Raw genomic sequence first — 24,937 nt, 5'->3', positions numbered from 1 at the left:
CCAGCGTTACAAGGCGCCTTTAGGTAATCAACAGGTTTCGCTACTTCGCTTTTGCTCTGCAACAGGTGAACTGTGATGAAAAAAGCTATTGTCCTTGCCGCAGGCATGGGGTCTCGTCTTGGACGAGCCTCTGACTCTACTCCCAAGCCACTGACTGAGGTCAATGGCCTTAGTATCCTGGCTAATGCACTGAATATTCTCGTCGAGGCGGGTTACCAGGAGGTTGTAGTGGTGATCGGCTACAAGGGTCTGAAGATACGGGCCTTTGTCGCGGCGCTGGAGTTGCCGGTGACCGTGCGATTTATCGAAAACGCAGAGTGGGCCACTACCAATAATTTGTATTCGTTGTATCTGGCCTCCCATGAACTGGAAGGCGAGGAGGGGGTCACGTTGCTGGAGGGCGATATTTTCTTTCGCGCCTCGGTGATTACGGCTTTGGACGCACAAAGCGGTCGCGAATGCCTGGCAGTTGTCTCACCACTTACCCCACTGATGGAAGGCACCTTTGCCGAGGTGGATGCCCATGGACTTATCCGGCAGTTTGGTAGCAGCAAAGCTGATGATCATCTGACCGCCGATAGGCCACTCAAAACGGCCAATATCTATTACTTGTCAGCCCAATTCTGCAAAAAATATTTGATCGGAGAACTTGAACGGAACGTCAGGAACAACCGGTTGAATGACTATTACGAAGTGACTTTCAAAACTGCGTGTACGCAAGGTATGGGGTTCAAGGCAATTGAAGTCGATCCGGGCACCTGGATTGAAATAGATAACTTATATGACCTGCGTATCGCGTCTTATCAGTTTTCCGAGCATAAGCATGCGTTGCTTTCCAGCCAGCATGGGGGGTATTGGCGCTTCCCTGTGACCGACCACGCCCTCATCTACAACCTGCACTTCCCGCCTGCGGGGCTGAAGAAGCTGATGGTTGACCGCTTCGCTGACATCGCCCTCAACTATCCTGCCTCGGCGGGTGCGAGCCTGCCGCTATTGTCGGACTTCCTGGGGGTGCCTACCGAAAACCTGGTGATTGCCAACGGTGTCTCGGAAATCATTCGTCTGATGCCCAGGCTCTTTGGCGGCAATTTGCTGGTGTTCGAACCTTCGTTCAATGAATTTGCCAATGCCTTCCCCGTGGAGCGTGTTACGACGATCAGATTGACTGCGCAAAATCAGTTTGCGCTGGATATCGAGCACACGCTGCGCGTCATTGAGCAACAAAAGCCGAGTGCGATTGTGTTGGTGACGCCGAACAATCCCACGGGCGGGCTTATTCCCAAGGATACGATCCTGGAACTCTATAGGCGTACCCGGGATCAGGCGCCCTATCTGATAGTGGACGAGTCATTTCTTGATTTTTCCGGCGATGCACGGGATCAATCGTTGCTCCACGACCTCTTGGTTTTGCCAAGAATCATCGTACTAAGGAGCATGAGCAAAACCTTCGGTATTGGCGGCCTGAGGCTGGGGTACGCGGCCAGTGCGGACCAGGACTGGTTGGACGCTTTGCGTAAGGAACTGCCGATCTGGAACATCAACGGATTTGCCGAGGAGTTCATGCTCAACCTTCCGCAATACCGTAAAGAATATGCGGCCAGTTGCGCCCAGGTGCGCAGCGAGACGGATGATCTGGTTGCGCAGCTACGTGAAATCGAGGCCTTTGAGGTATTCGCTACGGCCAGCAACTTTGTGTTGTGCCGCTTGCAACCGGGCTACCCGTCGGCCCCGGAACTGGCTGCGTTGCTGGTTGATAACTTCAGCATCTTCATTAAGGAATGCAGCGGAAAAGTCATGGATGACGCCGATCGATACTTGCGCATTTCCTCCAGGAATCGTGAGCAGAACGACAGGCTTATTGACGCGTTAAAACATGTATTGCTTCTGGACGACTACACACTGTGCGTTCGAACTGGCGTCAAACTGACCCGCACAGCCCTCAGTCAAGATGCAGCGCTCAGCGAGTGATGACCCTATGAACCCGATTGAGTGCATGCAAAGGGCAATCGAGCTGGCGCAGTTGGGACTGTATTCCACCAGCCCCAACCCGCGCGTCGGGTGCGTCATCGTCAATTACGGGCGCATTGTCGGCGAGGGCTGGCATGTCCGGGCAGGGCACGCCCATGCTGAAGTGCACGCCCTGCGCCAGGCAGGCGCCGCCGCTGCCGGCGCAACGGCTTATGTGACGCTGGAGCCCTGTTGTCATTTTGGCGCCACTGCGCCTTGCGCCGATGCACTGATCAGCGCCGGGGTGAAACAGGTGGTTATCGCCATGGTCGATCCCAATCCGCAGGTTGCCGGCCAGGGCGTCAGGCGCCTGCGTGCTGCGGGTATCAGTGTCGCGTTTGGCCTGCTGGAGCAACAGGCACGGCAGCTCAATCGAGGGTTTATCAAACGAATGGTCACTGGCCTGCCACTGGTGCGGGTGAAAATGGGTGTCAGCCTGGATGGCCGAACCGCCATGCACAGCGGTGAAAGCCAATGGATTACCGGGCCGCTGGCGCGGGCAGAAACCCAGCGCCTGCGGGCGCAGTCGAGTGCCGTCATCACCGGTGCGGACACGGTGCTGCGGGATCAGGCGCGGTTGACGATACGTAAGGCCGAGTTGCAGTTGGAGGAGTCCCAGGCTTGCCTGGCCATGGAGCGACCGCCCCTGCGTGTGCTGATTGACAGCCAAAGACGAGTGCCCCCGAACGCTGCCTTTTTCACCGCCGGCCCGACGTTGGTGGCGACCACTTCGACCTCGCTGACCGATCCGGGCGAGGGCCAGGAGTTACTGATGTTTGACGCGGTCGACGGGCAGGTGCCGCTTGAAGCATTGCTCAAGACCTTGGCAAACCGTGGAGCCAACGAGGTACTGATCGAGGCCGGCTCGCGGCTGGTGGCGGCGTTCGCGCGTTTGAACCTGGTGGATGAGTACATATTCCATATTGCTGCCAAGTTCCTGGGTTCAACTGCCAAGCCTGCGTTGGAGTGGCCGATCGACAAACTGGGTGAAGCTGTGAGGCTTGAATTCACGAGTGTCAGACCGTTGGGGGATGATATTTGTGTGATTGCGCGGCCGGCGGGTTCTGCAGTGCTGCATCCGGATAACAAGGCGTGCCATCAGGATTGATGTAATAGAACGCCTCATGCACGCACTGTTTACCGTCCTCAATGAAGCAACGGAACGAGGTGTTGGCGGTCAAGGGCAAGTGTCCGGTATGGTTGACGGAGGAAGGACTTGAGCGCTGGGTGAGAGAGTTGGTGTAGGCGGGTAGTTCTAGGGTGCCGGCAAGCCAGCTCCCACATTTGATGGCATACAGCCGCTGAATCACACGGCTTGCGGTAAAAAGACCTTGGTTTTACCGGCCGATCAACCCAGCAGGTGCTTGGAAATCAGCCTGGAGATTTCCACCATCGAGGTCTTGCCCGTGAACTCGAACTTCACTTTGCCCAATGACGAGAAGTAGATCTCCAACTCCGAATCCAGGTCGAACGTGCCGGAGGTTTCCACCGAGTACGCGACAATGTTTTTGTACGGCAGGGAAGTGAAGTCCTTCTTGCTGCCGGTGATGCCTTGCACGTTCACAGCGATGATGCGCTTGGTGGTAAACACCACACCGTCGCGCATGGCTTTGTAGGCATCGACCACGTGTTCGTCATCGAGCAGCATGGATGCAACGCGTTCGGCGTATTCATTGTTTTGCTTGAGCTTGAAGAAGCCTTTGTTGTTGAAGTCGATCATTGGGCGGTCCTTGTGGTGGGGCAGGGAGGGTGCGTTACAAGATGGCCTTGAGGTAGTCCTTAAGTGCGGCGAGTGGGGGCTTTAGTTCCTCCAGCGTCGAGGCTTGCCGGACTTGGGCCGCCAGCTTTTGCAACTCGCGGCCCATTACCGTGTTGGCACCCCCCAACGTCTCCAAGGCCAACTTCATGCATTCATCCAACTTGCGTTGGATAGTTGCCAGGTCGCCACTGCGCACCAACAGCCCAAACACCTCCCGCTCGTACCCGTCCATCACCAGATCGTCGCGCAGGATCGGGCTGCCATCTTCCGTCTCATGCACCAGCTTGAGGGCGAACAGAGCAACGGCTTCGAGTGTCAATTCCATGGTCCTGGGGCCTCTACTGTCTGGTGCGGGGGGAGATGATCACTTTTCTGCAGGCGAAAAAAAAGACCTTGAATTTCAAGGTCTTTTTTTAAGATGGTGCCCCGAGGGAGACTCGAACTCCCACTCCTTTCGAAAACGGATTTTGAATCCGCCGCGTCTACCAATTCCGCCATCAGGGCTCAATGGCGGCGAAGTATAGAGACGTGATTACCGTTGGTCAATCACGTTTCATGGTCTATTTTCACTATTTCCGCTAGACTTCCCGGCCCTGCTAGACGAACCCCATCATGCGCGTTGCTGACTTTACTTTTGAACTGCCGGATTCGCTGATCGCTCGCCACCCTTTGGCCGAGCGTCGCGCCAGCCGACTGTTGACCCTGGACGGGGTCAACGGTGCCCTTGCACACCGTCAATTTACTGATTTGCTTGAGCATTTACGCCCAGGCGACTTGATGGTCTTCAACAATACCCGGGTGATTCCGGCGCGGCTGTTTGGCCAGAAGGCTTCCGGCGGCAAGCTGGAAATCCTCGTGGAACGGGTGCTGGACAGCCATCGTGTGCTGGCCCATGTGCGCTCCAGCAAGTCGCCGAAACCGGGGGCGAGCATTCTGATTGATGGCGGTGGCGAGGCCGAGATGGTGGCGCGCCATGACGCGCTGTTCGAGCTCAAGTTTGCCGAAGAAGTGTTGCCGCTGCTGGAGCGTGTCGGCCATATGCCGTTGCCTCCTTATATAGACCGCCCCGACGAAGATTCGGACCGCGAGCGCTATCAGACGGTTTACTCCGAGCGCCTCGGCGCCGTCGCCGCACCGACGGCTGGGCTGCATTTTGACCAGCCGCTGCTGGAGGCGATTGCCGCCAAGGGTGTCGAGACGGCCTATGTGACCCTGCACGTGGGGGCCGGGACGTTTCAGCCGGTGCGTGTGGAGAACATCGAAGATCACCATATGCACAGCGAATGGCTGGAAGTCAGCCAGGCCGTGGTGGACGCGGTCAACGCGTGCAAGGCGCGTGGCGGGCGGGTGGTCGCGGTGGGCACCACCAGCGTGCGTTCCCTGGAGAGTGCCGCGCGCGATGGTGTGCTCAAGCCGTTCAGTGGCGACACCGATATCTTTATCTACCCAGGCCGGCCGTTCCATGTGGTCGATTGCCTGGTCACCAACTTCCATTTGCCGGAATCCACGCTGTTGATGCTGGTGTCGGCATTTGCCGGTTACCCCGAGACCATGGCCGCCTATCAGGCCGCCATCGATAATGGGTACCGTTTTTTCAGCTACGGTGATGCGATGTTTATCACCCGTAATCCGGCGCCGCGCGGCCCAGAGGAACAACTATGAGTCGTATGTCGTTTGAATTGTTGGCTACTGACGGTAAAGCCCGTCGCGGCCGCCTGACCTTCCCCCGTGGCACCGTGGAGACCCCGGCGTTCATGCCGGTCGGCACCTACGGCACGGTCAAGGGCATGCTGCCGCGTGACATTGTCGCCACCGGCGCCGAGATCATCCTCGGCAATACCTTCCACCTGTGGCTGCGCCCGGGCACCGAAGTGATCAAGAAGCATGGCGACCTGCATGACTTCATGAAGTGGCAAGGCCCGATCCTCACCGACTCCGGTGGTTTCCAGGTGTTCAGCCTGGGCGCCATGCGCAAGATCAAGGAGGAGGGCGTGACCTTCGCCTCGCCGGTGGACGGTTCCAAGGTGTTCATGGGCCCGGAAGAGTCGATGCAGGTCCAGCGTGACCTGGGCTCAGACATTGTGATGATTTTTGACGAGTGCACGCCGTACCCGGCCGATGAAGACGTGGCGCGGATCTCCATGGAGTTGTCGTTGCGCTGGGCCCAGCGTTCGAAGAATGCCCACGGCGACAACACTGCCGCGTTGTTCGGCATCGTCCAGGGCGGCATGCACGAAAGCCTGCGCAAGCGCTCGCTCGAGGGCCTGGACAAGATCGGCTTCGATGGCCTGGCCATTGGCGGCCTGTCGGTGGGCGAGCCCAAGCACGAAATGATCAAGGTGCTGGACTACCTGCCAGGCCTGATGCCTTCTGACAAACCTCGTTACCTTATGGGCGTTGGCAAACCAGAAGATCTCGTAGAGGGTGTGCGCCGCGGTGTGGACATGTTCGATTGCGTGATGCCAACCCGTAATGCCCGCAATGGGCATCTGTTCATTGATACAGGCGTGCTGAAGATCCGTAACGCGTTCCATCGCCATGATGATTCGCCGCTGGATCCCACCTGTGATTGCTACACCTGCCAGAACTTCTCCCGTGCTTATCTGCACCATCTGGACAAATGCGGGGAAATGCTGGGTAGCATGTTGAATACCATCCACAATTTGCGTCACTACCAAGTCCTGATGGCTGGTTTGCGCGAGGCTATTCAACAGGGTACATTGGCCGCCTTTGTCGATGCCTTCTATGCCAAGCGCGGGCTGCCTGTGCCGCCCTTGGACTGAGTTTCCCGACCCTAAGATTCACTATTTGCAACTGGAGTGCTAAATGAGCTTTTTTATCTCTAACGCTATGGCTGACGCCGCTGCACCGGCCGCTGCCGGTCCTATGGGCGGTGGTTTCGAGTGGATTTTCCTGGTCGGCTTCCTGGTCATCTTCTACCTGATGATCTGGCGTCCACAGGCCAAGCGCGCCAAAGAGCAGAAAAACCTGCTGGGCAGCCTGCAAAAAGGCGACGAAGTGGTCACCACCGGCGGTATCGCTGGCAAGATCACCAAGGTTTCCGATGCTTTCGTGGTACTGGAAGTCTCCGACACCGTTGAAATGAAGTTCCAGAAAGGCGCCATCGCCGCCACGCTGCCAAAAGGCACGCTCAAAGCGATCTGAGTAACAACTTTTACCAATCGACGGGGCGCGCAAGGCGCCCCGCGTCATAAGCGGGCGGCGTGATGCTGAACAAATACCCTCTGTGGAAATACGTACTGATCCTGGCGGTGCTGGCGATCGGTTTTATTTATTCCGCTCCCAATCTCTATCCAGATGACCCGGCGATCCAGATCAGCGGCGCTAGCACGTCGTTGCAAGTGACCGATGCCGACCTTGAGCGCGCGAGCAAGGCGCTTACCGAAGCCGGCTTGACGGTCAAGGCTTCCAGCCTGACGCCCAACGGCAAGGGCGGTTTGTTGCGCCTGGCCAAGCAAGAAGACCAATTGCCGGCCAAGGATGTTGTGCGCAAGGTATTGGGTGATGACTATGTAGTCGCACTGAACCTGGCACAAACCACTCCGCAATGGCTGCGCAGCCTCGGCGCGCACCCGATGAAGCTGGGCCTGGACTTGTCCGGTGGTGTGCACTTCCTGTTGGAAGTGGACATGGACAAAGCCCTCGATGCACGCATGAAAGTCTACGAAGGCGATGTGAAGAGCCTGCTGCGCAAAGAGCGCCTGCGTTATCGCAGCCTGCCGCAGCTCAACGGTGCCATCCAGCTGGGCTTTGCTGACGAAGCCACCCGTGAACAGGCACGCGCCCTGGTTCGCAAAAGCTTTAACGATTTCGACATTGTTCCTGCCGACCTCAATGGTCAGCCGGTGCTGCGTCTGGCGATGACCCCGGCCAAGCTGGCGGAAATCCGTGAATACTCCATCAAGCAGAACTTGACCACGGTACGTAACCGCGTCAACGAGCTGGGTGTGGCCGAGCCTCTGGTCCAGCGCCAGGGCGCCAACCGCATCGTGGTTGAGCTGCCAGGCGTGCAGGACACCGCTGAAGCCAAGCGGATTCTCGGCAAGACCGCCAACCTTGAGTTCCGTCTGGCTGCCGAGCCGGGTGCTTCCAAGGCTACTTCCGAAATGTTCGAGTTCCGCGAGGGCAATCGCCCAGCAGCGCAGATCGAGCGTGGCCTGATCATCACCGGTGACCAGGTGACGGATGCCAAGGCTGGTTTTGGCGAGCACGGCACGCCTGAAGTGAACATCCGCCTGGATGGTCATGGTGGCGAACTGATGAGCCGCGCCACCCGCAGCAACGTCGGTCGCAGCATGGCGGTGATCTTCATCGAGCAACGCCCGGTGACCACCTACACCAAGCAGATGGTCAATGGCGTCGAGAAAGACGTAGCCGTACAGACCTTCAAGGAAGAGAAGAAGATCATCAGCCTGGCGACCATCCAGTCGCCGTTGGGGGCTCAATTCCGTATCACCGGCCTGAACGGCCAGGGTGAGTCCTCCGAGCTGGCATTGCTGCTGCGTGCCGGTGGCCTGGCGGCACCGATGTACTTCGCCGAGGAGCGCACCATTGGTCCGAGCCTGGGTGCTGACAACATCACCAAGGGTATCGACGCTTCCCTGTGGGGCATGCTGTTCGTTTCGCTGTTCATCATCGCCATCTATCGCTTCTTCGGCATCATTGCCACGGTTGCGCTGGCGGTGAACATGGTGCTGCTGCTGGCCTTGATGTCGCTGCTGGGGGCTACACTGACCCTGCCGGGTATCGCCGGTATCGTACTCACCATGGGTATGGCGGTGGATGCCAACGTGCTGATCTTCTCGCGGATTCGTGAAGAGATCGCGGCGGGCATGAGCGTGCAACGGGCAATCAACGAAGGTTTCGGCCGGGCATTTACCGCGATTCTCGACTCCAACCTGACCACATTGCTGGTCGGCGGGATTCTCTTTGCCATGGGCACCGGCCCGGTCAAGGGTTTTGCGGTGACCATGTCCCTCGGTATCTTTACCTCGATGTTCACGGCCATCATGGTGACCCGCGCAATGGTCAACCTGATCTTTGGCGGGCGTGACTTCAAGAAGTTGTGGATTTAAGGGGCTGCCATGTTACGTACAATCAACTTCATGGGCGTTCGCAACGTTGCGTTCGGCGTCACTGTGCTCCTTACCGTCCTGGCGTTGTTCAGCTGGTTCCATAAGGGCCTGAACTACGGTCTGGACTTCACCGGCGGTACGCTCATCGAGCTGACCTACGAGAAGCCGGCCGATGTCACCAAGGTGCGTACCCAACTGAACGAGGCCGGTTACCACGAGGCGATCGTGCAGAGCTTTGGTGCGACCACCGACCTGCTGGTGCGGATGCCGGGTGAAGACCCGCAACTGGGCCACCAGGTGGCCGAGGCCTTGCTCAAGGTCGGTGGCGATAACCCGGCTTCGGTCAAGCGCGTCGAGTTCGTCGGCCCGCAGGTAGGTGAAGAGCTGCGCGACCAGGGCGGCCTCGGCATGCTGATGGCGCTGGCCGGCATCATGGTCTACCTGGCGTTCCGCTTTCAGTGGAAGTTCGGCGTCGGTGCCATTGTCTCGCTGATCCACGACGTGATCGTGACCGTGGGTATCCTGGCGTACTTCCAGATCACCTTCGATTTGACGGTATTGGCGGCGGTGCTGGCGATCATTGGTTACTCCCTCAACGACACCATCGTGGTATTCGACCGGGTTCGCGAGAACTTCCGGGTACTGCGTAAGGCGACGTTGATCGAGAACATCAACATCTCCACCACCCAGACCCTGTTGCGCACCATGGCGACGTCGATTTCCACTTTGCTGGCGATTGCCGCGCTGATGATCTTCGGTGGCGACAACCTGTGGGGCTTCTCCCTGGCGCTGTTTATCGGCGTCCTGGCGGGCACCTACTCGTCGATCTACATCGCCAACGTGGTGCTGATCTGGCTGAACCTCAACAGCGAAGACCTGATTCCTCCTGTTGCGACCGACAAGGAGGTCGACGACCGCCCTTGATGGGTGTTTGTTGATCCACTGTTGCAAAGAAGGCGTGAGTATTGAACTCGCGCCTTTTTTTTTGCTCCAAGGCTGGGTATAGCGCGGACGTTTCAGTCCGCTTGTGATGGTCAGGAGGTTCACGTGAACAAGTCGTTACTGGTTGGTGCGGTATTGGGTGCTGTCGGTGTGACTGCCGGGGGTGCTGTTGCCACCTACAGCCTGGTAAAAAGCGGCCCTGAGTATGCGCAAGTGCTGGCGGTGCAGCCGGTCAAGACCCAGATCAAAACTCCCCGTGAGGTCTGCAAGGACGTCACCGTGACCCGGCAGCGTCCGGTGCAGGATCAGCATCAAATCGCCGGCACGGTGGTCGGCGCCCTGGCAGGCGGCCTGCTGGGTAACCAGATCGGCGGCGGTACTGGCAAGAAGATTGCCACCGTAGCCGGCGCAGTGGGTGGCGGTTATGCCGGTAACAAGGTTCAGGAAGGCATGCAGAACCGTGATACCTACACCACCACGCAAACTCGCTGTAACACCGTCAACGACATCAGCGACAAGGTGGTCGGGTATGACGTGCGTTACAACCTGGATGGCAAGGAAGGATCGGTGCGCATGGAGCGTGATCCGGGTAGCCAGATCCCTGTGGATAAAGAGGGTCGCCTGATCCTCGGCCAGAATCAGCAGTAACCGACATATCCTGTAGGAGCCGGCTTGCCGGCGATAGCGGCGAATCAGTATTAAGCAAGATGGCTGGCCAACCGCTATCGCAGGCAAACCAGCTCCCACAGTGGGGTCAGTGGGTATTGGTTCTTGGTCAAATCCCGGGCATAAAAAAGCACCCCTAAGGGTGCTTTTTTGTGCTCGCTCGCTTAGCGCTTCAACGAAGCCGGCAGGTGCGGCTGGATCGCCGTCAGGACTGCCTTGAAGCATTTGGTGTTGCCTGCAACCACGTGACCCTTCTCCAGGAAGTCGTGACCACCGGTGAAGTCGCTCACCAGGCCGCCGGCTTCTTGAATCAGCAGGGCGCCTGCAGCCATGTCCCACTCGGACAGGCCCGACTCCCAGAACGCATCAAAACGACCGGCGGCCACATACGCCAGGTCCAGGCTGGCGGCGCCGGCGCGGCGGATGCCGGCGGTCTGGCCAACCAGGGCGCGGAACATGCCCAGGTAGTTTTCCAGGTTGTCCATCTGGTCGTCACGGAACGGGAAACCGGTGCCCAGCAGGGCGCCGTCCAGGCTGGTGCGACCGCTGACGCGAAGGCGACGACCGTTCAATTGGGCGCCACGGCCACGGCTGGCGGTGAATTCTTCCTGGCGAACCGGGTCCAGGACCACGGCGTGCTCCAGGCGGCCACGGTATTTGCAGGCAATGCTTACGGCAAAGTGCGGGATGCCGCGCAGGAAGTTGGTGGTGCCATCCAGTGGGTCGATGATCCACAGGTAGTCTTCGCCTTCGCCGCTACCTTTGTGCAGGCCGGTTTCTTCACCGAGGATGCCGTGGGTAGGGTAGGCCTTGCGCAGGGCGTCGATGATTTTCTGTTCGGCGGCGCGATCCACCTCGGATACATAATCCTTGGCGTCTTTTTCGTCGACCTTGATGGTATCCAGGCGCTCGATGGAGCGGAAGATCAATTCACTGGCGCTGCGGGCGGCGCGCAGCGCGATATTCAGCATGGGCTGCATGGATGTGTCACCTAAGGTTGTTAAAGAAAGCCGAGCATTCTAGCAGAAACTTTCTTCAGGTGAAGGACGACGTTCGCTTTCATGGCATAACCTTAGGCTGTTCTGTAAGATTTGCTCCCCTTTCCCGTGTCCGCGAGCGCCTCCCTTGCTGCAAAACATTCGTGTCGTCCTCGTCAATACCAGTCACCCCGGCAATATCGGCGGGGTGGCGCGGGCCATGAAAAACATGGGGCTGACGCGCCTGGTGCTGGTGGAGCCGCGTGTGTTCCCGCACCACGAAGCCGACGCTCGTGCCTCCGGCGCCAATGACCTCCTGGAAAAAGCCCAGGTCGTCGCCACCCTGGAAGATGCCCTGGTGGGTTGCAACCTGGTGCTCGGCACCAGCGCCCGCGACCGCCGCATCCCCTGGCCGCTGCTCGATCCCCGCGAATGCGGGGCCAAAGTGGTCGAAGAGGCGGCTGGCGGCGCCGAAATCGCCTTGGTGTTTGGTCGTGAAGACTCTGGTCTGACCAATGACGAGCTGCAGCGATGTCATTATCACGTGCACATCCCATCAGACCCTGAATTCAGCTCGCTGAACCTCGGGGCAGCGGTGCAGGTGTTGAGTTATGAAGTGCGCATGGCCTGGCTGGCAGCACAAGGCCAGCCGAGCAAAGTGGAGAAGGACGAGGTTGCATCCACCAAAAGTGGCGAATTGGCCACCATGGATGAGCTGGAGCGGTTCTATGAGCACTTGGAGCAAACCCTGGTGGCCATCGAATTCCTCGATCCGGAAAAACCGAGGCACTTGATGGCGCGCCTGCGAAGGCTTTACGGACGTAGCTCGGTCAGCCGGGCAGAGATGAATATATTGCGTGGCATCCTCACGGAGACCCAGAAAGCGGCCCGTGGCGAGCTTCTGAAGCGGAAGGATTAAAAATGTTCGAGCGTCTGCGAGAAGATATCCAAAGTGTTTTCCATCGTGACCCGGCGGCGCGCAATGCCTTTGAAGTGCTGACCTGCTACCCGGGCATGCATGCGATCTGGATTCACCGCTTGTCCGGCGCCTTGTGGGGCATGGGCTGGAAGTGGTTGGCGCGGCTGGTGTCGAACTTTGGGCGCTGGCTGACCGGGATCGAGATTCATCCGGGGGCCAAGGTCGGTCGTCGCTTCTTCATCGACCATGGCATGGGCATCGTGATTGGTGAGACGGCCGAGATTGGTGATGACGTGACCCTGTACCAGGGCGTGACGCTGGGCGGCACCACCTGGAACAAGGGCAAGCGTCACCCGACCCTTGAAGATGGTGTGGTGGTCGGGGCGGGCGCCAAGGTCCTGGGCCCGTTTACGGTCGGTGCCGGTGCCAAGGTTGGCTCCAATGCCGTGGTCACCAAGGCTGTGCCGCCAGGCGCAACCGTAGTGGGGATTCCGGGGCGGATCATCGTCAAGCCGGAAGTCGGCACTGAGCAGGAGGCCAAGCGTAAGGCTATGGCCGAGAAGATCGGCTTCGACGCTTATGGTGTCAGCGAAGACATGCCGGATCCGGTGGCGCGCGCCATTGGCCAGTTGCTCGACCACCTGCAGGCGGTGGACGGCAAGCTGGATGGTATGTGCGGCGCGTTGAAAGATCTGGGTAGTCCTTACTGTGCGAAAGATCTGCCTGAGTTGCGCGAAGAAGACTTCGCCGAGATCAAGGATGAGGCCGGTGCCACCAAGGTGGGTTAGGTTTTAAGATTGATAAAGTCCCCTGTGGGAGCTGGCTTGCCGGTGATAGCGGTCTGCCAGTCATCCCATGGGCGGCTGATCCGCCGCCATCGCAGGCTAACCCGCTCCAGCATTTGACCTCCGTTGGTCTTGAGGTTGGGCCCTCGCCAGGTTCCTGCTGTTCGATTCCACCCCACCCTGCTATGATTCGCGCGCCCTTTTTACGGGTATTCCTGACTAAAGTACTAGGTCTTATAGTTGACTTAAATACTCGGGAATCGCATACTTGCTCCCATTCTGAAACACCTTGGTACTTGTCCATGAGACTGACTACAAAAGGCCGATACGCGGTGACCGCCATGCTCGATCTGGCCTTGCACGCGCAAAACGGGCCGGTGTCCCTGGCCGATATCTCCGAGCGCCAAGGCATTTCCCTGTCTTATCTTGAGCAACTGTTCGCCAAGTTGCGCCGCAGCAACCTGGTTTCCAGTGTGCGTGGCCCGGGCGGCGGTTATCAGTTGTCCCGCGACATGCAGGGCATCCAGGTCGCCCAGGTGATCGATGCGGTCAATGAATCCGTCGATGCCACCAAGTGCCAGGGCCTGGGTGATTGCCATGCCGGCGACACCTGCCTGACGCACCACTTGTGGTGTGACCTGAGCCTGCAGATCCATGAGTTTTTGAGCGGTATCAGCTTGGCTGATCTTGTGACTCGCCGTGAGGTGCAGGAAGTAGCCCAGCGTCAGGACCAGCGCCGATGCAATACCAAGGCGCCGCGTCTGGACAAGATTGAAGCGTCCGCCGTCGAGTGACAGCCGAAGAGCTAACGGCACGCCAGCCAGCCTGATTTAGGAGAAAGTCCATGAAATTGCCGATTTACCTTGATTACTCAGCGACCACCCCGGTTGATCCGCGTGTCGCGCAAAAGATGAGCGAATGCCTGCTGGTTGACGGAAACTTCGGCAACCCGGCGTCCCGTTCCCACGTTTTCGGCTGGAAAGCCGAGGAAGCGGTGGAAAACGCTCGTCGCCAGGTCGCCGACCTGGTCAATGCTGACCCGCGTGAAATCGTCTGGACCTCCGGTGCCACCGAGTCCGACAACCTGGCAATCAAGGGCGCCGCGCATTTCTACGCGACCAAGGGCAAGCACCTGATCACCACCAAGATTGAGCACAAGGCTGTCCTCGACACCATGCGCCAACTGGAGCGTGAAGGTTTCGAGGTGACTTACCTCGAGCCCACCACTGACGGTATCGTCACCCCGGCCATGATCGAAGCCGCGATGCGTGAAGACACCATCCTGGTTTCCGTGATCCACGTGAACAACGAAATCGGCACCATCAACGACATCGCCGCCATTGGCGAGCTGACCCGCTCCAAAGGCGTGTTGCTGCATGTCGATGCTGCCCAGTCTACCGGCAAGGTCGACATTGACCTGTCCAAGCTGAAAGTCGACCTGATGTCGTTCTCGGCCCACAAGACCTACGGCCCTAAAGGCATTGGTGCGCTGTACGTGAGCCGCAAGCCTCGCGTACGTATCGAAGCCACCATGCACGGCGGCGGTCACGAGCGCGGCATGCGTTCTGGCACCCTGGCGACCCACCAGATCGTCGGCATGGGCGAAGCCTTCCGCGTAGCCAAGGAAGACATGGCTGGCGAAAACGTGCGCATCAAGGCCCTCAGCGATCGCTTCTATAAGCAGGTCGAGAACCTTGAAGAGCTGTACATCAATGGCAGCATGACCGCCCGTGTACCGCACAACCTGAATTTGAGCTTCAACTACGTCGAAGGCGAGTCGCTGATCATGGCGCTCAAGGACCTGGCGGTTTCGTCCGGTTCGGCCTGCACCTCGGCCTCCCTCGAGCCGTCCTACGTCCTGCGTGCCCTGGGCCGCAACGACGAGTTGGCACACAGCTCGATCCGCTTTACGTTCGGCCGTTTCACCACCGAAGAAGAAGTCGACTACGCAGCGCAGAAAGTCTGCGAAGCGGTCACCAAGCTGCGCACCCTGTCGCCGCTGTGGGACATGTACAAAGACGGTGTCGATATTTCCAAGATCGAGTGGGCGGCACACTAAATATAGAAGCCGCCACCCAAGCTCTGTAGGAACGTGGCGGAAAACGCAGGCGTTTTTACAGGGTTCCAGAGCGGCCCTGATGAGTGAGGATTCAGTACCATGGCTTACAGCGAAAAGGTCATCGACCACTACGAAAACCCGCGCAACGTCGGCAAGATGGACGCGGAAGATCCTGATGTGGGCACCGGCATGGTCGGCGCCCCGGCGTGCGGCGACGTCATGCGCCTGCAGATCAAGGTCAACGACGCTGGCGTTATCGAAGACGCCAAGTTCAAGACCTACGGCTGCGGTTCAGCCATCGCCTCCAGTTCCCTGGCGACCGAATGGATGAAAGGCAAGACCCTGGATGAGGCTGTCACTATCAGCAACACCCAGTTGGCTGAAGAGCTGGCCCTGCCGCCCGTGAAAATTCACTGCTCGGTACTTGCAGAGGACGCCATCAAGGCGGCCGTTCGCGACTACAAGCAGAAGAAAGGCTTGATCTAAGCATTTGGCGACGAGTAAGGAGTCAACGATGGCTATCAGCATGACAGAAGCGGCTGCGCGGCACGTGCGACGCTCCCTGGATGGGCGCGGTAAAGGTGAGGGGATTCGTCTGGGTGTGCGCACCACAGGCTGTTCCGGCCTTGCCTATGTGCTGGAGTTCGTCGACGAGGTGGTTGCGGAAGATCAGGTGTTCGAAAGTCACGGCGAGAAAGTGATCATCGACCCGAAAAGCCTGACCTACCTGGACGGCACCGAGCTCGATTTCGTCAAGGAAGGGTTGAACGAAGGCTTCAAGTTCAACAACCCTAACGTGCGCGGTGAATGTGGCTGCGGCGAAAGCTTCAACATCTGAGGCTATTTGTGGGTACTCCTTGTCATTTCGCTTTATTCGAGTTGCAGCCGAGTTTTCGCCTGGACCTCGAGCAGCTTGCCACGCGCTACCGTGAATTGGCGCGTGGAGTGCATCCGGATCGCTTTGCCGACGCTTCCGAGCGTGAGCAGCGCCTGGCGCTGGAGCAGTCAGCCAGCCTCAACGAAGCCTATCAGACGCTCAAAAGCCCTCCCAAGCGCGCGCGTTACCTGCTCGCCATGGGGGGTGGCGAAATGCCGCTGGAAGTCACGGTCCATGACCCTGATTTCCTGATGCAGCAGATGCAATGGCGTGAAGAGCTCGAAGACCTGCAGGACGAGGCCGATCTGGCTGGCGTCGCGGTCTTCAAGCGGCGTCTGAAAGTGGCCCAGGATGCACTCAACGAAAGCTTCGCAGCCTGTTGGGACGATGCAGCGCAACGTGAGCAGGCCGAACGCCTGATGCGGCGCATGCAGTTCCTCGACAAGCTCACTTACGAAGTGCGCCAGCTAGAAGAGCGCCTCGACGATTAACCCAGTGCTGCACAGATTGCACGCCTGATAGACAGATAAGACCTGATTACCATGGCTCTACTGCAGATCGCCGAACCCGGCCAAAGTCCTCAACCGCACCAGCGTCGCCTGGCGGTTGGCATCGACTTGGGTACTACCAATTCACTGGTCGCCGCACTGCGCAGCGGTCTCTCCGAGCCGTTGCCCGATGCTGATGGCCAGGTGATCCTGCCGTCGGCGGTGCGCTATCACGCGGATCGCACCGAAGTGGGCGAGTCCGCTCGACTGGCGGCGTCTACCGACCCGCTCAATACCGTGCTGTCGGTCAAGCGCTTGATGGGTCGTGGGTTGTCCGACGTCAAGCAATTGGGCGACCAACTGCCATATCGCTTTGTCGGCGGCGAATCCCATATGCCGTTCATCGACACTATCCAGGGGCCGAAAAGCCCGGTGGAAGTATCGGCCGATATCCTCAAGGTGCTGCGCCAGCGTGCAGAAACCACCTTGGGCGGTGAATTGGTTGGCGCGGTAATCACTGTTCCTGCCTATTTCGACGATGCTCAGCGCCAAGCCACCAAGGATGCAGCGAAACTCGCTGGCCTCAATGTGTTGCGCCTGCTCAACGAGCCGACTGCGGCCGCCGTGGCATACGGCCTGGACCAGCACGCTGAAGGCCTGGTTGCGATTTACGACCTGGGCGGCGGCACCTTTGATATTTCGATCCTGCGCCTGACCGGCGGTGTGTTTGAAGTGCTGGCTACCGGTGGCGACAGTGCCCTGGGCGGTGATGACTTCGACCACGCCATCGCCGGTTGGATTATCACCAGCGCCGGCTTGTCCGCCGACCTGGATCCGGGCGAGCAGCGTAACCTGCTGCAAACCGCCTGCGCCGCCAAGGAAGCCCTGACCGACGCCGCATCTGTTGAAGTTTCCTACGGCTCCTGGTCGGCCCAACTGACCCGTGACGCCTTTGATGCGCTGATCGAGCCAATGGTTGCCCGCAGCCTGAAAGCCTGTCGTCGTGCGGTTCGTGATTCCGGCATTGAGCTGGAAGAAGTGGGTGCGGTGGTCATGGTTGGCGGTTCGACTCGTGTGCCACGGGTTCGCGAAGCGGTGGCTGAAGCCTTTGGCCGCCAGCCGTTGACTGAAATCGATCCGGATCAAGTGGTGGCCATTGGGGCTGCGATCCAGGCCGATACCCTGGCCGGCAACAAGCGTGACGGTGGCGAATTGTTGCTGCTCGACGTGATTCCGTTGTCCCTGGGCCTGGAAACCATGGGTGGCCTGATGGAGAAGGTGATTCCGCGCAACACCACCATTCCCGTCGCCCGCGCCCAGGACTTCACTACTTACAAAGATGGCCAGACGGCCATGATGATCCATGTGCTGCAAGGCGAGCGCGAGCTGATCAGCGACTGCCGCTCCCTGGCGCGTTTTGAATTGCGCGGCATCCCGGCCATGGTCGCGGGTGCGGCGAAGATCCGCGTGACCTTCCAGGTCGACGCCGACGGCCTGCTCAGCGTAGCTGCACGCGAACTAGGTTCGGGCGTTGAGGCCAGCATTCAGGTCAAGCCGTCCTACGGCCTGACTGACGGCGAAATCGCCAAGATGCTCAAGGATTCGTTCCAGTATGCCGGTGACGATAAGGTCGCCCGTGTGTTGCGTGAGCAGCAAGTCGATGCCCAGCGCCTGCTTGAAGCGGTGCAGGGCGCGCTTGAGGCAGACGGTGAGCGCCTGCTGGATGCTGAAGAACGCCTGGTCATCGACCTGCAGATGCAGGAGCTGGCCCAATTGATGAAAGGCACCGATGGCTATGCCATCGAACAACAGACCAAGCGCCTTTCACAAGTAACCGATGCCTTTGCCGCCCGTCGTATGAACCAGACGGTGAAAGCCGCCCTGGCGGGACGCAACCTGAATGAAATCGAGGAATAACTGATGCCGCAGGTCATTTTTCTGCCACACGCCGAGCATTGCCCGGACGGTATGGTCGTGGAGGCTGAGACCGGCAAGTCCATTCTCGAAGTTGCCCACGACAACCACATCGAGATCGAGAGTGCTTGTGGTGGCGTTAACGCCTGTACCACGTGTCACTGCATTATCCGCGAAGGTTTCAATAGCCTTGAAGAGGCCGATGAGCTGGAAGAGGACTATCTTGATAGGGCGTGGGGCCTGGAACCGACGTCGCGTCTGAGCTGTCAGGCCAAGGTGGGAACAGAGGACCTTACCGTCGAAATTCCGAAGTATTCGCTCAACCATGCGGCCGAAGCGCCGCACTGATTCAAGGAAGTGTCATGAGTCTTAAATGGGTTGATGTGCAAGAGATCGCTATTCTGCTGGCCGATGGCCATCCGGATACGGATCCCTATTCCGTGAACTTTGTAGCTTTGCGTGACATGGTCATGGCCTTGCCAGGGTTCGAAGACGAGCGGGATCGCGGCGGTGAAAAGGTTCTTGAAGCTATCCAGACTGCCTGGAAAGAAGAACAGGACTGAAGCCTCCCTCACGCAGTTAGGCAATACCCAAGAACCCGCGTATAATTCGCGGGTTTAATTTTTCGCAAATTACCGTTTCTGGAGTTACACCATGGCTGTTCAACGTACTTTCTCCATCATCAAGCCTGACGCTGTTGCAAAAAACGTCATCGGCGAGATCACCACTCGTTTCGAAAAAGCCGGCCTGAAGGTTGTAGCTTCGAAACTCAAGCAACTGTCCAAGGCTGAAGCTGAAGGCTTCTACGCTGAGCACAGCGCTCGTGGCTTCTTCGGCGACCTGGTTGCCTTCATGATCTCCGGTCCTGTTGTTGTACAGGTTCTGGAAGGCGAAAACGCTATCGCTCTGAACCGTGAGCTGATGGGCGCTACCAACCCTAAAGAAGCTGCTGCCGGCACCATCCGTGCTGACTTCGCTGACTCCATCGACGCCAACGCTGTACACGGTTCGGACTCCGAAGCCGCTGCTGCTCGCGAAATCTCGTACTTCTTCGCAGCTACTGAAGTAACCACTCGCTAAGCATTGGCTTAAAGAGTGAAGGTGAATCCATGACTACATCGACTGTAAAAACCAACCTGCTGGGTCTGACTCAACAGGAAATGGAAAAATTCTTCGACTCAATCGGGGAGAAGCGTTTCCGTGCCGGTCAGGTAATGAAGTGGATTCACCACTTTGGCGTCGACGATTTCGACGCCATGACGAACGTCAGCAAGGCCCTGCGCGACAAGCTCAAGGCGATTGCCGAGGTTCGTGGTCCCGAGGTTGTCAGCGAGGACATCTCCAGCGATGGCACCCGTAAGTGGGTGGTGCGCGTGGCGTCCGGCAGTTGCGTCGAGACCGTCTACATTCCCCAGGGCAAACGCGGCACCTTGTGCGTTTCGTCCCAGGCAGGCTGTGCCCTGGACTGCAGTTTCTGCTCCACCGGCAAGCAAGGCTTCAATAGCAACCTCACCGCCGCCGAAGTCATCGGCCAGGTGTGGATTGCCAACAAATCCTTTGGCAGCGTACCGGCGACCGTCGACCGTGCCATCACCAACGTGGTGATGATGGGCATGGGTGAGCCGCTGCTGAACTTCGACAACGTGATTGCGGCCATGCATCTGATGATGGACGACCTGGGCTACGGCATTTCCAAGCGCCGTGTGACCCTGTCGACCTCCGGCGTGGTCCCGATGATCGATGAGCTGGCCAAGCACATCGACGTCTCCCTGGCGTTGTCGCTGCATGCGCCCAATGACGCATTGCGTAACCAATTGGTGCCGATCAACAAGAAGTATCCGCTTAAGATGCTGCTCGAATCTTGCCAGCGTTATATGGCGACCTTGGGCGAGAAGCGCGTGCTGACTATTGAGTACACCATGCTCAAGGACATCAACGACAAGGTCGAACACGCGGTCGAGATGATCGAACTGCTTAAGAACACCCCGTGCAAGATCAACCTGATTCCGTTCAACCCGTTTCCCCATTCTGGCTACGAGCGGCCGAGCAACAACGCCATTCGTCGTTTCCAGGATCAACTGCACCAGGCAGGCTACAACGTCACTGTGCGCACCACCCGTGGTGAAGACATCGACGCCGCCTGTGGTCAATTGGTAGGACAGGTGCTGGATCGCACCCGTCGTAGCGAGCGTTATATCGCCGTGCGCGAGTTGAGCGCCGACAGCGATCTGGCGCAGAACGCCGCGACACGAACCTGAGAGAGGAACTCTATGCCCCTGCGCCTTGCGCTGCTTTTGCTTGTTGCCAGCCTCTCGGTTGGCTGTGTTTCATCGGGCTCTGACAGCCCGCTGCAAACTGGCAAGGGCCGCGACGAAGCGCGTGCTGCCTATGTGCAGCTGGGGTTGGGTTACTTGCGCCAGGGCTTGAGCGAGCAGGCCAAGGTTCCGCTGCAAAAGGCCCTGGCCCTCGATAATCAGGATGCCGACGCCAATGCTGCGCTAGCGCTGGTGTTCCAGGCCCAGGCCGAGCCCGAGCTGGCCGACCAGTATTTCCAGAAGGCCCTGGCGGTTCGCCCCCATGATCCGCGCCTGCTTAACAACTACGGCAGCTTCCTGTTTCAGCAGGAGCGTTATAAGCACGCGGCCGGTTATTTCCAGCAAGCAGCTACTGATACCCTATATCCTGAGCGTTCGCGGGTTTTCGAAAACCTGGGAGTGACCTCCATGCGCCTTGGCCAACGTGAAGACGCCCGCCGGCAACTGGAAAAAGCCCTGCACCTGAACCAGCGCCAGCCACGGGCCTTGCTTGAAATGGCCCAGTTGTCGTTTGAAGACAGGCATTATGTGCCGGCACGTGACTATTACGAGCGTTTTAGCCTGCTCAGTGGGCAAAATGCACGTAGTCTATTGCTTGGTGTGCGCCTGGCCACAGTTCATGAAGAACGCGACAAGGCCGCACGTTTTGGCCAGCAACTAGAACGACTCTATCCCGGTACGCCGGAATATCAGCAATACCTGTCGGAGCAATGATGAAAGCCGCGCACCCGGAAGTTGTAGCCGCTAATCGCGTAAACCCAGGCGAGACCTTGCGTCAGGCCCGCGAAAGCAATGGTTGGTCGCTCGAAGAAGTGGCCCTCAAGCTCAATTTGACCACCACTTCCCTGGGCAACCTGGAAAACGGCGCGTTCGACAAACTGCCCGGGCATACCTTCGCCCGCGGTTATATCCGTGCCTACGCCAAGCTGCTGGGCACCGACCAGGCCATCCTGGTCCAGCAATTCGACCAGTTCACCGGTACTGATTCCCAGGGCAGCAACGTACACGGTCTTGGTCGTATTGAAGAGCCCGTGCGTGTTTCCCACACGATTTTGCGAATTGTCAGTCTGTTGCTGCTGATTGCGGTGATCGGTGGTGGTTTTGTCTGGTGGCAGGACCAGACCTCGCTGCGCAGCAAGGACTTGATCAGCAACGCTATGGAGCACGTCGAAGTCGAAAGCGCCGACGGCACCACCCAGATTCATCCCCTGGACGAGCCGGAAGACCAGGCTGTCGCCCAGGGCGAGGCCACGGCTGAAACCAATCTTGACCTGCAAGCAGGCCAACCGCCTGCCGAAGCCGGCACCGAGTCGGCCCCGGCCGTCGTTGCAGCCGCTCCAGCCGCGCCCGCAAGCCAGGTTCCGGCCACTGCGGCCCAGGCCCCCGTTGTGCCGGCACCGGTCGCACCCGTCGCTCCAACGGTCGCCGCACCTGCCGCCCAGGCGCCTGCCAGCGTGGCGGGCGATGGCCGTCTCCAGATTACCTACGTCGCTGACTGCTGGACACAAGTCACCGATGGCAATGGCAAGGTCCTGTTCAGTGCTTTGAAGCGTAAGGGAGATACGCTTGATCAGGTCGGCAAGCCTCCTTTGACGCTGCGTCTGGGCTTCGCCCGTGGCGCGCAAGTGGCCTACAACGGCCAGCCTGTGGACGTGGCGCCGTTCACCAGTGGCGAGACCGCTCGCCTGAAGTTGGGACAATAGTCATGCACGGCGAATCTCCAATCAAACGTCGCGTATCGCGCAAGATCTGGGTCGGCTCGGTGCCGGTGGGTGGCGATGCCCCCATCGCCGTACAGAGCATGACCAACAGCGACACCAATGATGTGGCTGCCACAGTGGCCCAGATCAACCGCTTGGAAGCCGCCGGCGTCGATATCGTGCGGGTTTCCGTGCCGGATATGGACGCTGCCGAGGCGTTTGGCCGCATCAAGCAATTGGTCAAGGTGCCACTGGTCGCCGATATCCACTTCGACTACAAGATCGCGTTGCGCGTGGCCGAACTGGGTGTCGACTGCCTACGGATCAACCCGGGCAACATCGGTCGCGAAGACCGCGTGCGTGCCGTGGTCGATGCGGCCCGTGATCGCGGGATCCCGATCCGTATCGGCGTCAACGCCGGTTCCCTGGAAAAAGACCTGCAAAAAAAATATGGCGAGCCTACCCCGGCAGCCCTGGTCGAGTCTGCACTGCGCCACGTTGAGCACCTTGAGCGCCTGAATTTCCAGGACTTCAAGGTCAGCGTAAAGGCTTCCGACGTGTTCATGGCGGTAGAAGCCTACCGCCTGCTGGCCAAGGAAATCGTGCAGCCGTTGCACCTGGGCATCACCGAAGCCGGTGGTTTGCGTTCAGGCACAGTGAAATCTGCGGTGGGTCTCGGTATGCTGCTGGCCGACGGGATTGGCGATACCATTCGCATCTCCCTGGCGGCGGACCCGGTAGAGGAAGTGAAAGTCGGCTACGACATTCTCAAATCCCTGCATTTACGCTCCCGTGGCATCAATTTTATTGCCTGCCCGAGTTGCTCGCGGCAGAACTTCGACGTGGTGAAAACCATGAACGAGTTGGAAGTACGCCTGGAAGACCTGCTGGTGCCGCTGGATGTCGCGGTGATCGGTTGCGTGGTCAACGGGCCGGGTGAGGCCAAGGAGGCGCATGTGGGCCTGACCGGCGGTACCCCGAACCTGATTTACATCGACGGCAAGCCGTCGCAGAAATTGACGAATGATAATCTGGTGGATCAGTTGGAACGGCTGATTCGCGAGAAAGCGGCCGAGAAGGTCGCCTCTGACGCAGCGCTTATCGCTCGCGGCTGATCGAACGAATTTAAGGATTTGATGTGAGCAAGTCTCTGCAAGCCATTCGTGGCATGAACGACATCCTGCCCGAGCAGACGCCCCTGTGGCGCTATTTCGAGAGCACGGTCGCGCGCCTGCTGGATAACTACGGTTACAAGCAGATCCGCATGCCAATCGTCGAGTTCACCGAGCTGTTCAAACGCTCCATCGGTGAAGTGACCGACATCGTCGAAAAAGAGATGTACACCTTCGAAGATCGCAACGGCGACTCCCTGACCCTGCGTCCGGAAGGTACCGCTGCGTGCGTGCGCGCTGTGCTTGAGCATGGCATCACCGGTGGTGGCCAGACCCAGAAGCTGTGGTACATCGGCCCGATGTTCCGCCACGAGCGCCCACAAAAAGGCCGTTATCGCCAATTCCACCAGATCGGTTGCGAAGTCTTCAACCTCGATGGTCCGGACATCGACGCCGAGTTGATCGTGCTGACCTGGCGCCTGTGGGGCCAATTGGGCATCCGCGACGCGGTCAAGCTCGAGCTCAACAGCCTGGGCACCAGCGAGTCCCGTGGCCGTTACCGTGAAGCCCTGGTCGAGTACCTGTCGGCCCACCTGGACAAGCTCGATGAAGACAGCCAGCGTCGCCTGAAGACCAACCCGTTGCGCGTCCTCGATACCAAGAACGCCGACACCCAGGCCGTGCTGGTCGACGCGCCGAAAATGGCCGACTACCTGGATGACGAATCCCGCACCCACTTCGAGGGCCTCAAGGCTCGCCTGGATGCGGCCGGTATTCCCTACGTGATCAACCCCAAGTTGGTGCGCGGCCTCGATTACTACAGCAAGACCGTGTTCGAGTGGGTCACCGACAAGCTCGGCGCCCAGGGCACCGTGTGTGCCGGTGGGCGCTACGACGGCCTGGTCGAGCAGATGGGCGGCAAGCCGACCACGGGCGTGGGTTTTGCCATGGGCATCGAGCGGCTGATCCTGCTGCTGGAAACCCTGGAGCAGATCCCTGAAGAAATTTCCCGTCAGGTGGACGTGTACCTGTGCGCCTTTGGCGAGGCAGCTGAATTGGCTGGCCTGGCCTTGAGCGAACAGCTGCGCGACCAACTGCCGAGCCTGCGCCTGCTGGTCAATGCCGGCGCTGGCAGCTTCAAGAGCCAATTTAAGAAAGCCGACAAGAGCGGCGCGTTGTACGCGCTGATCCTGGGCGACGATGAACTGGCCCAGCAAGTGGTAAGTGTCAAACCCCTGCGTGGCCAGGGCGAACAACAAAGCATTGCCTTTGATGCGCTTGCCGCGCACTTGGCCACCTGCATCGTGCAGGGTTGAAGCTG

At 59.0% G+C, this 24,937-nt stretch carries 27 protein-coding genes and 1 tRNA gene; 24 read left to right on the top strand and 4 right to left on the bottom strand.

The features are described 5' to 3' along the window. The first annotated feature begins 75 nt into the window (after positions 1-75). On the top strand, positions 76-1,968 hold the full coding sequence (locus HBO11_RS23430) for an aminotransferase class I/II-fold pyridoxal phosphate-dependent enzyme (RefSeq protein ID WP_169956290.1): 1,893 nt from the start codon (positions 76-78) through the stop codon (positions 1,966-1,968). A 25-nt stretch (positions 1,969-1,993) separates the two neighbouring features. Beyond that, positions 1,994-3,115, top strand: coding sequence for a bifunctional diaminohydroxyphosphoribosylaminopyrimidine deaminase/5-amino-6-(5-phosphoribosylamino)uracil reductase RibD (ribD, locus tag HBO11_RS23425; protein ID WP_262377042.1), 1,122 nt, complete (start codon positions 1,994-1,996; stop codon positions 3,113-3,115). Between the two features lie 240 nt (positions 3,116-3,355). Here ribD and HBO11_RS23420 read toward each other — a convergent pair whose 3' ends face one another. The 3 genes from HBO11_RS23420 to HBO11_RS23410 all read right to left on the bottom strand — a co-directional run bounded on the left by HBO11_RS23420 (position 3,356) and on the right by HBO11_RS23410 (position 4,270). Beyond that, the gene (locus HBO11_RS23420) at positions 3,356-3,727 is read right to left on the bottom strand and encodes a PH domain-containing protein (protein ID WP_169956294.1); all 372 of its coding nucleotides are present in this window, start codon (positions 3,725-3,727) and stop codon (positions 3,356-3,358) included. A 34-nt stretch (positions 3,728-3,761) separates the two neighbouring features. Further along, positions 3,762-4,091 carry a hypothetical protein gene (locus HBO11_RS23415; RefSeq protein ID WP_169956296.1) on the bottom strand — a complete coding sequence of 110 codons (330 nt, stop codon included), beginning with the start codon at positions 4,089-4,091 and terminating at the stop codon, positions 3,762-3,764. Positions 4,092-4,185: 94 nt separating this feature from the next. Continuing rightward, a tRNA-Leu gene (locus HBO11_RS23410) sits at positions 4,186-4,270 on the bottom strand. Between the two features lie 108 nt (positions 4,271-4,378). Between HBO11_RS23410 and queA the strand changes: the two genes are divergently transcribed. From queA to HBO11_RS23380, 6 genes are all read left to right on the top strand, one after another. After that, positions 4,379-5,428, top strand: a complete 1,050-nt coding sequence (gene queA / locus HBO11_RS23405; protein ID WP_169956298.1) for a tRNA preQ1(34) S-adenosylmethionine ribosyltransferase-isomerase QueA — start codon at positions 4,379-4,381, stop codon at positions 5,426-5,428. Positions 5,429-5,433: 5 nt separating this feature from the next. After that, on the top strand, positions 5,434-6,549 hold the full coding sequence (gene tgt, locus HBO11_RS23400) for a tRNA guanosine(34) transglycosylase Tgt (RefSeq protein ID WP_032858353.1): 1,116 nt from the start codon (positions 5,434-5,436) through the stop codon (positions 6,547-6,549). A gap of 43 nt (positions 6,550-6,592) precedes the next feature. Continuing rightward, positions 6,593-6,931, top strand: coding sequence for a preprotein translocase subunit YajC (yajC, locus tag HBO11_RS23395; protein ID WP_003175975.1), 339 nt, complete (start codon positions 6,593-6,595; stop codon positions 6,929-6,931). A 62-nt stretch (positions 6,932-6,993) separates the two neighbouring features. Continuing rightward, the gene (gene secD, locus HBO11_RS23390; RefSeq protein ID WP_169956300.1) at positions 6,994-8,862 is read left to right on the top strand and encodes a protein translocase subunit SecD; all 1,869 of its coding nucleotides are present in this window, start codon (positions 6,994-6,996) and stop codon (positions 8,860-8,862) included. 9 nt (positions 8,863-8,871) lie between these two features. Continuing rightward, entirely contained in the window at positions 8,872-9,786 is a 915-nt protein-coding gene (secF, locus tag HBO11_RS23385) for a protein translocase subunit SecF (protein ID WP_169956302.1), read from the top strand. Between the two features lie 123 nt (positions 9,787-9,909). After that, positions 9,910-10,452 carry a glycine zipper 2TM domain-containing protein gene (locus tag HBO11_RS23380; protein WP_029298576.1) on the top strand — a complete coding sequence of 181 codons (543 nt, stop codon included), beginning with the start codon at positions 9,910-9,912 and terminating at the stop codon, positions 10,450-10,452. 182 nt (positions 10,453-10,634) lie between these two features. On the opposite strand, the gene suhB is transcribed toward HBO11_RS23380, so the two are convergent. Continuing rightward, positions 10,635-11,450 carry an inositol-phosphate phosphatase gene (gene suhB / locus HBO11_RS23375; RefSeq protein WP_003175971.1) on the bottom strand — a complete coding sequence of 272 codons (816 nt, stop codon included), beginning with the start codon at positions 11,448-11,450 and terminating at the stop codon, positions 10,635-10,637. A 145-nt stretch (positions 11,451-11,595) separates the two neighbouring features. Here suhB and trmJ point away from each other — a divergent pair, with 145 nt between their 5' ends. The 16 genes from trmJ (at position 11,596) to hisS (ending at position 24,932) form a co-directional block, all read left to right on the top strand. Beyond that, a complete protein-coding gene (gene trmJ / locus HBO11_RS23370; protein ID WP_169956304.1) occupies positions 11,596-12,366 on the top strand; it encodes a tRNA (cytosine(32)/uridine(32)-2'-O)-methyltransferase TrmJ in 771 nt (256 codons plus the stop codon). 2 nt (positions 12,367-12,368) lie between these two features. Continuing rightward, positions 12,369-13,154: a serine O-acetyltransferase gene (gene cysE / locus HBO11_RS23365; RefSeq protein WP_169956306.1), complete on the top strand. Its 786-nt coding sequence runs from the start codon at positions 12,369-12,371 to the stop codon at positions 13,152-13,154. Between the two features lie 299 nt (positions 13,155-13,453). Beyond that, on the top strand, positions 13,454-13,945 hold the full coding sequence (iscR, locus tag HBO11_RS23360) for a Fe-S cluster assembly transcriptional regulator IscR (protein ID WP_003210305.1): 492 nt from the start codon (positions 13,454-13,456) through the stop codon (positions 13,943-13,945). A gap of 50 nt (positions 13,946-13,995) precedes the next feature. After that, a complete protein-coding gene (locus tag HBO11_RS23355) occupies positions 13,996-15,210 on the top strand; it encodes an IscS subfamily cysteine desulfurase (RefSeq protein ID WP_169956307.1) in 1,215 nt (404 codons plus the stop codon). A 99-nt stretch (positions 15,211-15,309) separates the two neighbouring features. Then, the gene (iscU, locus tag HBO11_RS23350; protein WP_028617851.1) at positions 15,310-15,696 is read left to right on the top strand and encodes a Fe-S cluster assembly scaffold IscU; all 387 of its coding nucleotides are present in this window, start codon (positions 15,310-15,312) and stop codon (positions 15,694-15,696) included. A 28-nt stretch (positions 15,697-15,724) separates the two neighbouring features. Continuing rightward, positions 15,725-16,048, top strand: coding sequence for an iron-sulfur cluster assembly protein IscA (iscA, locus tag HBO11_RS23345; RefSeq protein WP_010565230.1), 324 nt, complete (start codon positions 15,725-15,727; stop codon positions 16,046-16,048). A gap of 8 nt (positions 16,049-16,056) precedes the next feature. Further along, the gene (hscB, locus tag HBO11_RS23340; RefSeq protein WP_169956309.1) at positions 16,057-16,578 is read left to right on the top strand and encodes a co-chaperone HscB; all 522 of its coding nucleotides are present in this window, start codon (positions 16,057-16,059) and stop codon (positions 16,576-16,578) included. Between the two features lie 51 nt (positions 16,579-16,629). After that, on the top strand, positions 16,630-18,492 hold the full coding sequence (hscA, locus tag HBO11_RS23335; RefSeq protein WP_169956311.1) for a Fe-S protein assembly chaperone HscA: 1,863 nt from the start codon (positions 16,630-16,632) through the stop codon (positions 18,490-18,492). A 3-nt stretch (positions 18,493-18,495) separates the two neighbouring features. Continuing rightward, positions 18,496-18,837, top strand: coding sequence for an ISC system 2Fe-2S type ferredoxin (gene fdx, locus HBO11_RS23330; protein ID WP_016977666.1), 342 nt, complete (start codon positions 18,496-18,498; stop codon positions 18,835-18,837). Positions 18,838-18,851: 14 nt separating this feature from the next. Further along, entirely contained in the window at positions 18,852-19,052 is a 201-nt protein-coding gene (iscX, locus tag HBO11_RS23325) for a Fe-S cluster assembly protein IscX (protein ID WP_057437937.1), read from the top strand. 91 nt (positions 19,053-19,143) lie between these two features. After that, a complete protein-coding gene (ndk, locus tag HBO11_RS23320) occupies positions 19,144-19,569 on the top strand; it encodes a nucleoside-diphosphate kinase (RefSeq protein ID WP_017846179.1) in 426 nt (141 codons plus the stop codon). Positions 19,570-19,598: 29 nt separating this feature from the next. Beyond that, positions 19,599-20,747: a 23S rRNA (adenine(2503)-C(2))-methyltransferase RlmN gene (gene rlmN / locus HBO11_RS23315; RefSeq protein ID WP_169956313.1), complete on the top strand. Its 1,149-nt coding sequence runs from the start codon at positions 19,599-19,601 to the stop codon at positions 20,745-20,747. A gap of 12 nt (positions 20,748-20,759) precedes the next feature. Continuing rightward, on the top strand, positions 20,760-21,518 hold the full coding sequence (gene pilW / locus HBO11_RS23310; RefSeq protein ID WP_169956315.1) for a type IV pilus biogenesis/stability protein PilW: 759 nt from the start codon (positions 20,760-20,762) through the stop codon (positions 21,516-21,518). After that, positions 21,518-22,507 (top strand): RodZ family helix-turn-helix domain-containing protein, encoded by a 990-nt coding sequence (locus tag HBO11_RS23305; RefSeq protein WP_169956317.1) that lies wholly within the window; start codon positions 21,518-21,520, stop codon positions 22,505-22,507. The genes pilW and HBO11_RS23305 overlap by 1 nt, the downstream gene beginning before the upstream one ends. A gap of 2 nt (positions 22,508-22,509) precedes the next feature. Continuing rightward, entirely contained in the window at positions 22,510-23,619 is a 1,110-nt protein-coding gene (gene ispG / locus HBO11_RS23300; RefSeq protein WP_057437947.1) for a flavodoxin-dependent (E)-4-hydroxy-3-methylbut-2-enyl-diphosphate synthase, read from the top strand. A 23-nt stretch (positions 23,620-23,642) separates the two neighbouring features. Further along, positions 23,643-24,932, top strand: coding sequence for a histidine--tRNA ligase (hisS, locus tag HBO11_RS23295; protein WP_099169878.1), 1,290 nt, complete (start codon positions 23,643-23,645; stop codon positions 24,930-24,932). Positions 24,933-24,937: the final 5 nt, after the last annotated feature.

It is taken from the genome of Pseudomonas sp. WS 5010 (assembly GCF_012985565.1).
Taxonomy (GTDB): domain Bacteria; phylum Pseudomonadota; class Gammaproteobacteria; order Pseudomonadales; family Pseudomonadaceae; genus Aquipseudomonas.
The sequence above is the reverse complement of the archived record's forward strand: the minus strand, read 5'-3'. Positions and strand labels throughout refer to the sequence as shown.